At 55.7% G+C, this 14,549-nt stretch carries 11 protein-coding genes and 3 pseudogenes; all 14 read right to left on the reverse strand.

Features of this window, described 5'->3' with window-relative positions; genetic code table 11:
* Positions 1-163, reverse strand: a pseudogene (locus N430_RS30065) (hypothetical protein); the annotation flags it as partial.
* 259 nt (positions 164-422) lie between these two features.
* Positions 423-875 carry a hypothetical protein gene (locus tag N430_RS22055; RefSeq protein WP_110638552.1) on the reverse strand — a complete coding sequence of 151 codons (453 nt, stop codon included), beginning with the start codon at positions 873-875 and terminating at the stop codon, positions 423-425.
* Between the two features lie 291 nt (positions 876-1,166).
* Positions 1,167-1,583 carry an SMI1/KNR4 family protein gene (locus N430_RS22060; protein WP_110638553.1) on the reverse strand — a complete coding sequence of 139 codons (417 nt, stop codon included), beginning with the start codon at positions 1,581-1,583 and terminating at the stop codon, positions 1,167-1,169.
* A gap of 94 nt (positions 1,584-1,677) precedes the next feature.
* A pseudogene (locus N430_RS22065) lies at positions 1,678-3,929 on the reverse strand (type IV secretion protein Rhs); the annotation flags it as partial.
* 193 nt (positions 3,930-4,122) lie between these two features.
* Positions 4,123-4,611: an SMI1/KNR4 family protein gene (locus tag N430_RS22070; protein ID WP_110638554.1), complete on the reverse strand. Its 489-nt coding sequence runs from the start codon at positions 4,609-4,611 to the stop codon at positions 4,123-4,125.
* Positions 4,612-4,626: 15 nt separating this feature from the next.
* Positions 4,627-5,127, reverse strand: a complete 501-nt coding sequence (locus N430_RS29775) for an HNH endonuclease (RefSeq protein WP_256592174.1) — start codon at positions 5,125-5,127, stop codon at positions 4,627-4,629.
* Positions 5,113-5,452: pseudogene (locus N430_RS29780) on the reverse strand (hypothetical protein); the annotation flags it as partial. The pseudogene N430_RS29780 and the gene N430_RS29775, both read right to left, overlap by 15 nt.
* A 175-nt stretch (positions 5,453-5,627) precedes the next feature.
* A complete protein-coding gene (locus N430_RS22080; protein WP_256592172.1) occupies positions 5,628-6,011 on the reverse strand; it encodes a hypothetical protein in 384 nt (127 codons plus the stop codon).
* On the reverse strand, positions 6,008-6,181 hold the full coding sequence (locus N430_RS29785) for a hypothetical protein (protein WP_256592173.1): 174 nt from the start codon (positions 6,179-6,181) through the stop codon (positions 6,008-6,010). The genes N430_RS22080 and N430_RS29785 overlap by 4 nt, the downstream gene beginning before the upstream one ends.
* A 393-nt stretch (positions 6,182-6,574) precedes the next feature.
* The gene (locus tag N430_RS22085; RefSeq protein WP_110638555.1) at positions 6,575-7,141 is read right to left on the reverse strand and encodes a hypothetical protein; all 567 of its coding nucleotides are present in this window, start codon (positions 7,139-7,141) and stop codon (positions 6,575-6,577) included.
* Entirely contained in the window at positions 7,141-11,355 is a 4,215-nt protein-coding gene (locus tag N430_RS22090; RefSeq protein ID WP_116583657.1) for an RHS repeat-associated core domain-containing protein, read from the reverse strand. The genes N430_RS22085 and N430_RS22090 overlap by 1 nt, the downstream gene beginning before the upstream one ends.
* Before the next feature lie 6 nt (positions 11,356-11,361).
* Entirely contained in the window at positions 11,362-11,829 is a 468-nt protein-coding gene (locus tag N430_RS22095; protein ID WP_110638557.1) for a DcrB-related protein, read from the reverse strand.
* A 35-nt stretch (positions 11,830-11,864) separates the two neighbouring features.
* Complete coding sequence (locus N430_RS22100) at positions 11,865-12,449, reverse strand: hypothetical protein (RefSeq protein ID WP_110638558.1); 585 nt, start codon at positions 12,447-12,449, stop codon at positions 11,865-11,867.
* A 10-nt stretch (positions 12,450-12,459) separates the two neighbouring features.
* The gene (tssI, locus tag N430_RS22105) at positions 12,460-14,316 is read right to left on the reverse strand and encodes a type VI secretion system tip protein TssI/VgrG (RefSeq protein WP_110638559.1); all 1,857 of its coding nucleotides are present in this window, start codon (positions 14,314-14,316) and stop codon (positions 12,460-12,462) included.
* Positions 14,317-14,549 lie beyond the last annotated feature (233 nt).

Genomic DNA, 14,549 nt, shown 5'->3' on the forward strand with positions numbered 1-14,549 from the left:
GGGTTTCCCAGCGGTAATGGCAGCCCAGGCCCAGGGCGTTGCTGTGGGTCACCATCAGGCCTTCGGCGTAGCTGAAGCTGCGCACGGTGTCGCCGTTGCGGTTGATGACCGTGGTCAGCTGGCCGAGTTCGTCGTAGCGGTACTGGGTCAGCGTTTCGACGGCCTAGTTGTCGAGGGTTTGCAAGAGGTTAGTGATCGCCTTCGGTGCAGACCTGTGGCAGTGCTACCAAAATGGTCGCGTCCTTCCTATGAAAGACGTAATTTCTGAATTGGAGATTTATAGAGAGTTCGGGGCTTTCGCCCCGAAATACTATCTTGAATATTATTAAAGAGCTAAGTACACCTGCAAAAATACCATGCAACCCAACTCAAACAGGCCAGCCGTAGTGACAGCTGGCACTACCCAAGCCCTGTCAATTTGATTATTTGGTCAGCATATTTTTTGCATGTGGAATTCTAGACAATTTAATATATTCCAGCAGGCGCTCACGGCCAGACATCGCCAATGCATACTCAATAAGATTGATCAGCAAAAAACCTTGTGAGTATTTTCCAGCCGCAAGAGTTTTACTTTTTTCGCCAGCAGAAGACTCTGCGCCGGCGGGATATTCTTCCTCATCCTCTTCATCGGAAAGCGATTTAAATTTAGAAAGAGAATACTGCCTTACAAGATCCACTTTGTTTGTCAAAATGAACATAATGTCTTGAATATCGATTTTTGCTTTTACAATCTTAGCCGAATCAAGCCGCGCGAACACTTCTGCATATTCCGAGTCAACCTCAATGCCTGCGGCGTCGACCAGCTCCGAAAGGAGCTTCTTATAAGCGGACGACCCAATTATATTTCCCGCCAATGAACCGCCATCGACTACCATACATCAACTTCTTTAATTACTCTGATCAAGTCAGACTCTACATGCCTAATAAGCTTGCTCAAAGCCTCGCGCCTCCCCCGTAAGTGATAATTTTGTCGAGAGGGACCATTTTTGCTCGAGGACTAAGTCTTCGCTGCGCGGTACAGATGGCTGATATCACAGCCGCCCAGCAACGTGAAATCCGTTGAATTTCTGAGGGCGGCGTACTCAATAGCCCAGTGCGCCGCTCTGGCTATAAGCAATTTTCATAGCAAGCAACTTATTGCCAGAAATATCTGTCAGACAAGCCCTTTAGCCTACACGAAGTGAATTTATAAAGCCATCAAAGCTCGAACAAACCTTCTCTAAACGCATTTCACCTTGAATCCACAAATACACCACCCCGTCATCTTCTTTTTTCAAAGAAAGCATAAAACTGTTTCCACCATCATCATATGCAAAAGGAACATAGCCTTCAAGATCGCTATCTTGATCTGTATATTCCTGCATTAATTTCTCTATCGGCAGCTTACCAAATTTTATGGGATTGAAACCATTTATACTAAACACATACTCATCACCTTCGACCTCGGTCGCCTCAGGGAAACCGCCATTATTCTTAAGATAAATTCTCTTAAATAGAGGCGGAAGCTTCCCTCCAGCCAGAAGCTCAATCTGGGAGAAATCCCCCATATCAATGCTCGATTCAGACTCTTCTAGATCTAACATGCAGTCCCTCCTATTTTTTTTGCTGCCGCCGGTTTCCTAGCAGGGAATGTATAAGCCTTCCCAGTTGCTGCCTTGTACTGGGCCACTCCTCCTTCAACGGTGCATAGCTACTCGGCTCATACAGGTACAAAATGCTCTGCCCAGGCGTCTCTTCCCGCAGCATCCTCAAGCCTTGCCAGAGGAAGCGCTTCTGTTCGACCTGGCCATATCGATCTCCGCCTGCTTGGCCACCCGCCGCCCTAGGCTGTCGTAGCGGTACTGCCCGGTGCTTTCCAACTTGCCATTGACCACTGTTTCAGCCCGGACTAACCGGTTCTCGCAGTCATAGGTAAAGCTCTGCAGCTTGCTGTGCCCCGAGCGCTTCTCGATCAGGTTGCCCCAAGGATCGTAGCGGTACTCTTGATCGCGCCACTGCTTGATCCGGTTGTCCTTGACCCTGGCAAACTGCCGGGCATTGAAGTCCAGGCGGTTGGCTGCCGCGTCGTAGCGGAATTCTTCGCTGTCTACCAGCGAGCCAGTATCACGGCTGCGCAACTGGCCATTGGCTTCATACTCGTACTTGATCTCGCCTCGTAGTTTGTCGAGCGTGCGCACCAGTTCACCCGCAGGGTCGTACTGATAGCGGCGGTGAATCGGGTTGTAGGCATGCTCCACAAGCAGCGAGGTATTGATGCCGGTGTTGTGCACCTGCGAGAGTTTGTCCGCGGGCAAGGTCGAGGCAAACTGCCAGGCCTTGCGCCCCATCGCATCGTAACCAAAGCAACTGGTGAGCTTGCCCTGGGTGCGGTAGACCTCGCGGTGCAGGTCATCGCGCTCCATGTCGCTGATCACCTGGCCGTCCAGGTTCAACTGGTGCAAATGGCCGCTGCCGTAGTACAGGTGGTTGAGCTTGCGACCATCCGGCAGGGTCAGTGTGGTCAGGTTGCTGAGGGCATCGTACTCATAGTCCAGTGCGCCGCTTGGGCTCAGTTCCTGTGTCAGTCGGCCTAAAAGGTCATAGCTGTATCCGAGCGCTTCGTCGGTGATGCCCAGCTGCTTGCCTGTGGGCGTCGGCTGGCGCTGAATGCTCAGCAAGCGGTCAGCATCGTCATAGGCGAAGGCTTGCCGCGCATCGCGGTTGGCCTTGGCCAGTAATCGGCCAATGGCGTCGCGTTCGAACAGCGTGCTGCGCTCGGGGCGCTCACCGCTTTCGCCGTATCCGATTTCGTCCAGGCGGACCAGATGCCCGCCAGTGTCGTAGCTGAAGCGTCGGGTCAGGTTGTCGACCCGCACTTCTTCGCTCAGCCGGTCCGATGCGTCGTAGGCGAAGCGGTACGCTGCGCTGTTCTCGTTGACCAGCGCGGTCAGACGCAGGGCCTTGTCGTACTCGTAGCGAATCCACTCGCCTTTGGCATCCTGCCGGCTGCTGGGCAGGCCGCGCGAGGTGCGCTGGAGATAGGTGGTCTGGCCTTTCCCGTCGGTGTGCGTCAGCACCTGGCCGAGGGTGTTGTAGGTAAAGGTTTCCGCCGTACCGTCCGGGTGGTTGATGCGCAGCACTTCACCGTCGGGCTTGCGCTCCAGCGTGGTGGTCTGGTTTAGCGCGTCGGTGACCGCGATCAGGTGCTGGCGGTCGTCATACCGGTAGTAAGTGCTCTTGCCCGAACAGTCCTCAAAGCGCTCGACCTGGGCATAGGCATTCCACCACAGGTACTTGGATTTGAAATTGGCATCGATGATCGTGTGCGGCAGTCCGTCATCGCTGTTGAGGTACTGGGTCTTGTGGCCCAGTGGGTCGATCTCGGTAACCAAATTGCCCTTGTCGTCGTAACGCGACTGCCACACGCTGCCGTCAGGAAAGCGGGTTTCGGTGACCAGGGGCGTGGCACGGTGGTGCTTGTAGCTGATCTTGCGGCCCAACGGGTCGGTTTCTTCGACCAGCCTGGAAAACTCGTCGTACTTGAGGGCCAGCTGATTGCCGTCGGGCAGCGTGATGCCGGTTAGGTTGCCGGAGGCGTCGAAGGCCATGGCATAGTGTTCGCCGCCAAAATCGCGGCTGGCGATGACGCGGTTGTCCTCGTTGTACTCGATCTGCAGTTCTCGGCCCAATACATCTGTCGCCCAGCTGGTGCGCTGAGCGAAGTCGTAACGGAAGTGACATTGCTCTCCGTCGGAGGTCCAATGTTCGACCACGCGTGGTTTGCCGGCCTGGGTTTCCCAGCGGTAATGGCAGCCCAGGCCCAGGGCGTAGCTGTGGGTGACCATCAGGCCTTCGGCGTAGATGAAGCTGCGCACAATGTCGCCGTTGCGGTTGATCACCGCACTCAGCTGGCCGTGGTCGTCGTAGCGGTACTGGGTCAGCGTTTCGACGACCTAGTTGTCGAATTACCGGCTAAAAGAGCAATCTCGCTTCATTGCTGCAGGACGTTCTATTCAGTGTGTTACTGGAATGACTGAGGCTAACACCTCAGTCCTCCAACGTTAAGTTATTAAAGATCTCAGCCATACTGAAACTACTTAGAAAGTATGACACCGGAGGAAAAAACGATTTTTTGCAGCTTTTTCAAAAATCAACGTCCGATTCATGCTTTAGGCCAGAGACAAAAGCATCAAATGTCTCAGCAAGCCAGCGATAAGCATTTAATTGATTTTCAGTAATAGTCAAATCTGAGTCAAAAGAATCGGTTGCATAAAAACAGACACCTCCATCGACCAAGTCAAGACAGAAAAAATTACCACCATCATCAATTGCAAACGGGAGCAAGGTTACCGGTATAACTTTTCGCCCTGTCATCGCCATATAGCACCCACCGAGATACTTTGTATCAGAGGCATCTTGAGCGCCAGACCGGGCGATGGCTTTAAACCTCTTTAATCGAATTGCTTCGTTTTCGTCATCACCATCCCACCAATCTCTATCAGGTATGCCGCCATTATGCGCCAAAAAGAACTGTTTTAATGAGTCAGGCAAATGAGTGGAAATCTGACTCTCAAGAAGCTCAACATCACTTACATCAATCGCCGACTCAGATCTTGACAGCTTTATTGACATGACAAACCTCTCAAATCAGCATGTACCGGTATTAGTTTTTGGAGCACGACCTTTAAGCCAACCTTTATCTTGAGCAATAGCAATCGACTCTGGCTTGCCATAACGACCCGAGCGCAAACCAAAATGCTTTTCATATTGAGACACAGAACCACCATGCGGGAAAGTCGCTTCATGCGCCGACGTTTTAACATGTTGCATAGTCGTCTTACCTGTCTTGGGATCGAAGTCATCCACATGGTGCCATGTATAATCATCGACGGCAGGATTAGAAGCCTTTATTCCAGCCTCTTTAAATGCTTGTGTAAAGTCCCGCGGCCTTGAACCCTGCATGGTTATCGTCACAATATTTTTCTGATTTCCGGTCACTGGGAACAGATCAGGGGAACCAGTAAAATCAACATCTTTATACGCCCACCCCCACGGATCGATCCATGTGCATGGATTTGGTGCATAACGATAGAGATTTGCGCCGCCCAACAACCCTACTGGATCCTGACTAATGATGACCGTGGTCAGCTGGCCGTATTCGTCGTAGCGGTACTGGGTCAGCGTTTCGACGGCCTGGTTGTCGACCACGCGCTTGATGTCGGTCAGGCGGCCCAGCGGATTGTCGTAGTGCAGGTGCACGCGGGTGCCGCCGGTGGCGCTGATGTCGGTCAGGGTGCCGTCGGGGGTACGGGTGAAGTGCAGGAAATGGCCGAGGGTATTTTCGATGCGTTGCAGCGGCACTTCGGTGTTACTGTCGGGCACTTCACCGAAATAGAAGAACAGGTTGTCGAGGGTTTGCAGGATTGTAGTGGCCACCCTCGGAGCACACCAGGTACACCTGTTCGTGCGGGCTCTAGATACGCCCCCGATTATGTGCTGGAGAAACTATTGGCTCCACTAGCATCTTTAGTAGAGCCAACTCAACAGTTAGTTTTTAAAGATCATATCCATCCAAGCCTCACAGGATAAGCCTTATCTCACAAAGCCCTACCCCAAAAAGCCCTCAAAGGAGTTCATCTCAGAGATCTCTAAGCCGTAAATTGAAGGCCACGAATTGAATTACTTTCGAAAATAGATTTCACGCGAGCAGTCACCACAATCGTAGCAGTTTCCTCCTCAGCCCTTACAACATCACTAGAGAGCTCAGCCTCGCCATCTAAAACGATCTTACTAAACCATCTTGGGCCATCTGGCATATAGCTAAGCAAAGGCTCGCTAATTGACTCCTTTAAATTAAAAGTAGGCGACTTACCTATTACGTTAAAAACCTTGTAGCCGGCATGAGAAACTCCACCCAGGACTAAATCGGCATCCACAAACTGAACGCCAGAAATGCCTTCCCGATTTATCAACTCATGAAGCCTTGGCGAAATCAAGTTAGGCCCATCGCTGAAGAAAAAATCATAGGTCAATAATTTTGAAGCACTAATCCTTTTCGCCCCTCGAAACAGACCTTTATATCCTCACTAACAATCACGCCCTCTTTGAAGATTCCAGAATCTTCACCTGACAACATCTTGATCTTAAGCCAGTAGCTTTCCGGATAATCTTCTGAAATAGCCAAAATGAAATTCTTAGCCACAAGCCACTCCTCGAGTAGAGTTATTATTGGGCGTCATTGATGCCTGGCGATCAAGCGACCAATGGTGTCTCGCTCGAACAGCGCAAGACGCTCCGGGCGTTCGACATTTTCGCCATAGCCAATTTCAGCCAGCCCGGTGAGGATTGCCACCTACGTTATAGTTGGAGCTCTTGGTCTGGGGTAATCCACCCCTACTTCTTCGTTCGGCCGACCCGAGGCGTCGTAGACACACCTATAGGTCGCGTAGTTCTCCTATACCAGTTCTGTCAGACGTATGGCCCGCTGCTCCCTCTGTCCCTTGACATTCCACGCGGCTACGCAGTCCTTGAGCGGTAAATTAAGGGCCAAAAAAACCATACTGAGTTGATCAATTTTTAAGCTTGGCGACGTGCATCATCGAGCAACTAATTCGAAATCGAAATCGCTTATAGAGGAACCACTCTTAACGTCCGGCAGGGCTTGAACGGAAGAAAACTCCAACCCATACCCGAACTCCGAACCGCCCCCCCGAAGATCTGAGTAGCCCTTAATAGACAAACTGTAAACCCCAGGCTCAACATCAATATAATCATTACTAGGGAGGCGCGAACCATATTCAGCTTTATAATTCAGGAAAAAGCTTTCATCCCAGTCAAATAAAGCATTGAGATCCGAAACAATCATGATGCCGGAGGCTATTTTCAAAGGTAGACCTGAATGCACGAACACCGGCTCTGGCAGAGAGCCCGGCAAGTCATCAGCACCTTCTGCAAACACTGCATACTCACTCTCAGAAATCTGATATATAGGGCAAACCACCCCCTGCTCAATCGCCTCGCGGCCCAGAGCTTCGTCTTCCAAAAAAGCATTGAATATATTGGTGTCAGTCATACCTCTTTTTTTTAAAAACCTCACAAGCTCTACCGGATCAAACAGTACAATCCCTGGGGAGTACAGTTCCACCAATGCTTTTTTCTTCATTAACCACATCCTCCTGCTGAGTTGCTACTACCACCTTTCCCAAGCGATTTGGTTAAGGCCTCCCCAATTGTCACATCTTTCGCAAGAACCTGGCCAGTACGTGGAATCTTCAGAGTGCCTTTCTGAGGGAATCCTTCGTATGCTTTATTCAGCTTTCTGACCAAATCGTCAGATGTTCCGTCAAACTTCTTGTTAAATGGCACGCCTTCTTTTTTTATCGCATCATGGAATTGTTGATGTAGCTTATCAGATCCATCAATATCATTTGGGAACCACGAAGGTGAATCGAGCTTGGTTCCTAGCTCTGGAAATCCATGTGTATTTGCATGAGCCCGAGGAAACGGATGATGCCCCATACCGTCAGGTTTCAACGGCTTCCAAAATGGCATCCAGCCCCAAGGATCAACCCACGACATGGGGTTGGGGACGTAATGATAAAGATTGAAGCCACCAGTTAAGCCGATAGGATCTTGAGTGCTAAATCGCCCTACTTCAGGATCATAATAACGGAAAGTATTGTAATGCAGCGCAGTTTCGTCATCGAAGTACTGACCTTGGAATCGCAGATTTTGCTCGACCTCATTTACAGGTAGCTGCTCTATCTCACCCCATGACCGATACGTCGCCTGCCAAACGATCCTGCCATTGCTATCCGTCAGCTCCAGCGGCGTACCAATCTGGTCAGTATGGAAGTAGTAGAGCTTCTGCTCTTCCCCTTCTAGCTGATCAACCCGCGCCAATGGCGCATAGCTCCCCGGCTCATACAGGTAAAGAATGCTCTGACCAGGCGTCTCTTCACGCAGCATCCTCAAGCCTTGCCAAAGGAAGCGCTTCTGTTCGACCTGGCCATCGATCTCCGCCTGCTTGGCCACTCGCCGGCCAAGGCTGTCGTACCGGTATTGCCCGGTACTCTCCAGCTTGCCATTGACCACTGTTTCAGCCCGAACCAACCGGTTTTCGCAGTCATAGGCAAAGGTCTGCAGCTTGCTGTGCCCCGAGCACTTCTCGATCAGGTTGCCCCAAGGGTCGTAACTATATTCCTGATCTCGCCATTGCTTGATCCGGTTGTCCCTGACCTTGTCAAACTGACGGGCATTGAAGTTCAGCCGGTTGGCCGCCGCGTCATAGCGGAACTCTTCGCTGCCCACCAGCGAGCCGGTATCACGGCTGCGCAACTGGCCATTGGCTTCGTACTCGTACTTGATCTCGCCGCGCAGCTTGTCGAGCGTGCGCACCAGTTCACCGGCCGGGTCGTACTGGTAGCGGCGGTGAATCGGGTTGTAGGCGTGCTCCACCAGCAGCGAGGTATTGATGCCGGTGTTGTGCACTTGCGAAAGCTTGTCCGCAGGCAAGGTCGAGGCAAACTGCCAGGCCTTGCGCCCCATCGCGTCGTAGCCAAAGCAACTGGTGAGCTTGCCCTGGGTGCGGTAGACCTCACGGTGCAGGTCGTCGCGCTCCATGTCGCTGATGACCTGGCCGTCAAGGTTCAGCTGATGGAGGTGGCCGCTGCCGTAATACAGGTGATTGACCTTACGCCCATCCGGTAGCGTCAACGTGGTCAGGTTGCTGAGTGGATCGTACTCGTAGCCCAGCGTCCCAGCGGGCGTGATTTCTTTTGTCAGCCGGCCCAGCAGGTCATAGGCGTACTCAAGCTTTTCTTCGGTTACGCCCAGCTGCTTGCCAATACCACTCGGGTGGCGCTCGATGCTGAGCAACCGGTCACCGTCGTCGTAGGTGAACTGCTGCTGCGCATCGCGATTGAGCTTGGCGATCAGGCGGCCGATGGTGTCGCGCTCGAACAGCGTATGCCGCTCCGGGCGCTCGGCATTGTCACCGTAGCCAATCTCGTCCAGTCGCGTAAGGTGACCACCGACGTTGTAGCTGAAACGCCGGGTCAGGTTGTCTACCCGTACCTCTTCGCTCAGCCGGTCCGAGGCGTCGTAGGCAAAGCTGTAGGTGGCGTTGTTCTCGTTGACCAGCGCGGTCAGGCGCACAGCCTTGTCGTACTCGTAACGCACCCGCTGGCCCTTGGCATCCTCGCGGCTACTCGGCAGGCCACGGGCGGTGCGCATCAGGCGGATGGTCTGGCCCTTGTCGTCGGTGTGGCTGAGCACCTGGCCGTAGACGTTGTAGGTGAAGGTTTCCTTGGTGCCGTCCGGGTGGGTGATACGCAGCACTTCCCCGTCCGGTTTTCGCTCCAGGCTGGTGGTCTGGTTCAGCGCATCGGTCACTGCCACCAGGTGCTGACGCTCGTCATAGCGGTAATAGGTGCTCTTGCCCGAGCAATCCTGATAACGCTGGACCTGGGCCAGGGTGTTCCACCACAGGTACTTGGACTTGTAGGTCGCATCGATGATGGTGTGCGGCAGGCCGTCATCGCTGTTGAGGTACTCGGTCATCTGGCCGAGGGCATCGAATTCGGCGAGCAGGTTGCCCTTGTCGTCGTAACGCGCTCGCCAGGTGCTGCCATCCGGGTAGCTGACCTGGGTCACAAGCGTCGTCAGGTGGTGATACTCGTAGGCGATCTTGCGGCCCAGCGGGTCGGTTTCTTCGAGCAGGCGGGCATATTCGTCGTACTTGAAGGTCAGGCGGTTACCGTCCGGCAGGTCGAGGCCGACCATGTTGCCGTTCTCGTCCAGCGCGATGGAGTAGCGCTCACCACCGTAGTCACGGCTGGCGACCACGCGATGGTCGGCGTTGTACTGCACTTCCAGTTCGCGGCCGAGCACGTCGGTGGCCCAGCTGGTGCGGGCATCGAGGTCGTAGCGGAAATGGTAGTGCTCGCCATCGCTGGTCCAGTGCTCGACCACCCGTGGTTTGCCGCCCAGGGTTTCCCAGCGGTAATGGCAGCCCAGGCCCAGGGCGTTGCTGTGGGTGACCATCAGGCCTTCGGCGTAGCTGAAGCTGCGCACGGTATCGCCGTTGCGGTTGATCACCGTGGTCAACTGGCCGTGTTCGTCGTAGCGGTACTGGGTCAGCGTTTCGAAGGCCTGGTTGTCGACCACGCGCTTAATGTCGGTCAGGCGGCCCAGTGGGTGGTCGTAGTGCAGGTGCACGCGGGTGCCACCAGTGGCGCTGATGTCGGTCAGTGTGCCGTCGGGGGTGCGGGTGAAGTGCAGGAAATGGCCGAGGGCATTTTCGATGCGTTGCAGCGGCACTTCAGTGTTGCTGTCGGGCACTTCACCGAAATAGAAGAACAGGTTGTCGAGGGTTTGCAGGATGTAGTGACCGCCCTCGGTGCACACCAAGTACACCTGCTCGTGCGGGTTGTAGATGCGCTCGCCCGGCTGCAGGATCACGAACGGGACTTCGCGGCCCTGATTGTCAGTCAGGTAGATGAACGAGCCCTGACGGCGCAGGCTCTGCTCCCAAGGCAGCACCCAGCCACGGCCGAGCACGCTGTCGACGGTGAGGTCGCTGGCGTAGAAGCGTGACCACTCGATCGGCATCAGGCCGGGCAGGCTGAAGTCGATTTCATCGGGGATCAGCTTGCGGCCAGTGGTGAGGTCAACCGGGTTGCCGACCAAGCCACCGATGGCTTTGCGTGCCACGGGCTCGATCACGTAGCGGCTGGCCACCTCGCCGGCGACGAAGCCTGCGGTGAACTTCAGGGCGCAGGGCATGATGGCTTTCATGCCGGCCTGGGTCCCGGCCTTGATCAACTGGGCGATACCGCCGGCGGCACCGGCGATGGCCATCAGCACATCCACGGTAGTGCGCAGCCACTTCGGCACCTCGTCGTCTACCGGCAGGTACTGGTAGGTACCCCCGCCGATGAATACGTCATCCGAGCCACCGGAAATGGTCGCGCCACAAGTCAGCTTGTCGCCCTTGCGTGCAGCGGCGACGCTGTTGATGAAGACGTTGGTCGAGCCTTCGGCGATCTGCACTGGCCCCGGGTGCTTGTCACAGGCGCCGATGCTTTTTTCGACGCGTGCGGCTTTGAGGCTGTTGATGAAGACATTGGGTGAAGCGGTGGCTATCGTCCCTGAGGGGGACGACCTACTTCGCCCCCACGCCTCCCCCGCAGCGGTGAGCAGGCTCCCACCGATGCCTGCTGCCATACCTGCCAGCAGGGCAACACCAAACCCGCAGGTGAATGTTGCAATGGCCACCGTGGCCACCAGCGCAATCCCCAGGGCTGCGCCAAGCAGGAAGCCTCCGAGTGCACTGGTGTGCGAAATTTCGTCGCCGAACCTGGCTGCTTCGAACATGAGGGTTTACTCCTGTTCGCCGGGCTCGTTAGTCGCTCCCCCGCTGGTGCGGGGCTGGAAGCTTGCCAGCAGGTTTTGCCAATCCTGATTCTGCTGTGGGCTGAAGTCTGCCTGTGCAGTGGTGGAGAAAATCAGTGCGCGCTCAGGCGTCAGCAGGAACGCTGCCTGGCGCTGGTAGAACGGGCGGCCCTCGTTCATGTAGTAAGCATCGATCTGCAGGCCCTCAATGGGCGCCGTGCTCGACAGGGTGACGGCTTTGGTCCCCATGAGCGAGTAGCTGCGCAGCTTCGACGAAAGCATTTTCACCTGGCGCTCGACGTAGGCTTTCAGCGCCTCCCCCGGCAGCAGATTGTCCCTGGATACGGTGATGCTCAGGGGCGCAGGAATGCTGGCACCTAATACGAACATGTTGACCGTGCGGTCCTGGAAACCTTCAGGCAACACGATGCCGCCTTCCTGCAGTTGATAGTCCATGTAATGAAAATTCCTGATAACAAAAAGGTTGAGCCTCAGCGGCCGATGAGGCCTGCCAGCATGTTGTCAAACTCGATCAACCATAGGCTGAGCGCTGGCCTGGAGGGGTCGACCACGCACGAGATATCCAGCCATTGGACTGTGTCCTGGCCTTCGACGGGCACCAGTGCACCTACCAACCGGCCGTGCCGTTGCTCACGGCCCTCGGCAAAATGGAAATCCAGCACCTTGGCGGCATTTCCGGCAAGGCTGCAATCACGTTGCCGAATGACGCGCAGTGTCGTGATCGACTCACGCAGTGCCTGAATGGAGGCGGCGAATAATTGCTCCAGTGATTGCTGTGAAGGCGCTTCGCGTCGACGAATCTTCAACGAAACAGGCTCGCCTTCGTGTTCGAGGGTGGTCTGAATGTCGCGAAAACGAAAACCGCCCGGGAACTGCAAGTTGAAACCGCCGAAGGTGAAACTGCTGGCCACCTCTTGCAGCGCCACGGGGACCGGTTCCGGCTCTGGTTCCGGCTCGGCCGCCTTGGCTGCTTCCGCTAGCTTGGCCAGGCGTGCCTCCTCCTCCAGCGCTTCGCGCCGGGCGGAAATCCGGTCATAGATCGAAGGTTTGTACATGAGCCTGGCCTCAGTCGTTGATCCGCACCGGGGCGCCCGTGATCTTGGTGATGTCGGTACTGGTGGTGGTGATGACCTTGCCCTTGATCTCGATGCCTTCCGGGGTCAGCGTGATGCTGCTGTCGCCGACCTGCAGGATGATGTGCTGCTTGGCCGCCACCTGAATGAACTGGTTGTCCACCTGGAGGGTGTAGGAGCCATCGGTCACTTGTACCACGGTGTCTTTCTTCACCGTCTCGGTGTGGGTGCCACCCACCGTGATCGAACGGTTGTTGCCCACATCATGGGTCTCATCCAGCTCGATCTCGGTATCCATGTTGCGCTCGGCATGCATGATGATCTGCTCGGCGCCGGCCTTGTCCTCGAAACGGAAGAAGTTGGCAGTACCGCCGTCGCCCTTCATCGACCGGGTCAGGAAGCCGCTCTGGGTCTTGTTCGCCGGCAGCGCCCACGGCGGCGTATTGCTGCTGTTGTAGAGGCTGCCAATGATCAGCGGCCGGTCCGGATTGCCATCGAGAAACACCACCACCACCTCATCCTCCACCCGCGGGATCTGGATGCTGCCGAAGCCGCCGCTGGCACCGGACTGGGCCACGCGTACCCAGCACGAACTGTGGTCGTTGTGCTGGCCCTTGCGGTCCCAGTGGAACTGGATCTTCACCCGGCCCAGTTCGTCGGTGAAGATTTCCTCACCCGGCGGACCGACCACGATGGCGGTCTGCGGGCCGGCGATGGTCGGCTTTGGCGTGCTCAGCTGCGGGCGGAACGGGATTTTTTTGCGCACGCAGGTGAAGGTGTTGTAGTAGCTGGCCTGCTGGCCGCTGAGGTAGTTGTTGTGGCCTTCGCTTTCCACGCTCATCAGCAGGAACTGGCGGTCTTCGACGGCGCCCTGGTCGTGGGTGTAGTGCTGCAGCAGCTCGAAGGTATAGCCGGGCTTCATGGCGCGGCAGTTACTGGCGCCTTCGAACTTCTTGCCACGCAGCTCCAGCGCCTCGATACGCAGGCGCAGCAGGGTTTCGCCTTCGTCGTAGGTGCCGTGGGTGTACTGGCCGGGGAAGTCGTAGATTTCGAAATTTTCCACGTCGCCTTGCTTGTTCACGCTGTTCATCGCCACCGGCAAGCGGTTGTTGGGCTGGCGGTAGTCGAAGGTCTGCGTGGCCATCTTGCCGGACTGCAGCTGGCGGTTGCCGCTCCACTGGGTGATGGAGTCGGCGGTCTCGGTGACCGATGCGCTGTGGAAGCGGATCTGCGGTTGCTCGGGGATGTCCACCAGCGTGCTGGAGTCATCGCAGATGATCATGGTGTGGCCTTCGGCAGTGTGCTCGAAGTAGTAGAACATCCCCTCTTCCTCCAGCAGGCGCTGGACGAAGTTGAAGTCGGTTTCGCGGTACTGGGTGATGTAGGTGTAGCGCTTTTGTGGCCGGGTCAAGCGGAACTCGTGGCGGGAGAACGCCGGGCACAGGGCGAACACTTCGGTGACCACTTCCTCGACCGTGTTGCCCTGGAAGATCCGCGTGTCGAAGCGGTTCTTGAGCATCGAGAACCATGGGTTGAGGGTGGCGGTGTAACGCGCCATGCCACCGTCGCTGCCGATGCTGGCAAAGCGCGTGAGGTAACCGGTGATGTAGCGCGGGCCGCCTTCGGCCAGTTCGATCTCGATGCTGACGTGCTGGCCCATCATCGACTTGAGCGGCACGCCAGAGTCTTCGCAGACCAGCAGCAGTTCGTAGTTGAACGCCCGCGACAGGCCCTCGACGCCCTTGAAGGTTTCCAGCAGCAGTTCCTGCTCGGGGTTGGCCAGGTTGTGGAACTTGAACAGGCGGCGGTTCTGCGGCGACAGCAGCGCGGAGGCCAGGTCCATGATCATGCGAAATCTCCTTGAAAACACGGCCAGCACGCTAATGCGATGCTCAGCTACAACTCTGTTCTTGCAGGCGTATTCGGCATGCGCGCATCACGCGCGTGCCCTGCGGAATCATGCGACTGCCGGCATGATGGAAAGTGCCATCATGCGTTGCATTTAATGCGACCTGGTTCACATTACCGAATGCCAGGCAGGCAGAAGCGCCCAAAAGGAGACACCGGCAAATGATGCCCTGT

It is taken from the genome of Pseudomonas sp. CC120222-01a, assembly GCF_003097235.1.
In the GTDB taxonomy this organism is placed as follows: domain Bacteria; phylum Pseudomonadota; class Gammaproteobacteria; order Pseudomonadales; family Pseudomonadaceae; genus Aquipseudomonas.

Bases quoted from the DNA above. Each gene is read 5' to 3' on its own strand.
- N430_RS22100 (WP_110638558.1), bottom strand. From the start codon at position 12,449: ATGTACAAACCTTCGATCTATGACCGGATTTCCGCCCGGCGCGAAGCG.
- N430_RS22070 (WP_110638554.1), bottom strand. From the start codon at position 4,611: ATGTCAATAAAGCTGTCAAGATCTGAGTCGGCGATTGATGTAAGTGAT.
- N430_RS22060 (WP_110638553.1), bottom strand. From the start codon at position 1,583: ATGTTAGATCTAGAAGAGTCTGAATCGAGCATTGATATGGGGGATTTC.
- tssI (WP_110638559.1), bottom strand. From the start codon at position 14,316: ATGATCATGGACCTGGCCTCCGCGCTGCTGTCGCCGCAGAACCGCCGC.
- N430_RS22095 (WP_110638557.1), bottom strand. From the start codon at position 11,829: ATGGACTATCAACTGCAGGAAGGCGGCATCGTGTTGCCTGAAGGTTTC.
- N430_RS22085 (WP_110638555.1), bottom strand. From the start codon at position 7,141: ATGAAGAAAAAAGCATTGGTGGAACTGTACTCCCCAGGGATTGTACTG.
- N430_RS22090 (WP_116583657.1), bottom strand. From the start codon at position 11,355: ATGTTCGAAGCAGCCAGGTTCGGCGACGAAATTTCGCACACCAGTGCA.
- N430_RS22055 (WP_110638552.1), bottom strand. From the start codon at position 875: ATGGTAGTCGATGGCGGTTCATTGGCGGGAAATATAATTGGGTCGTCC.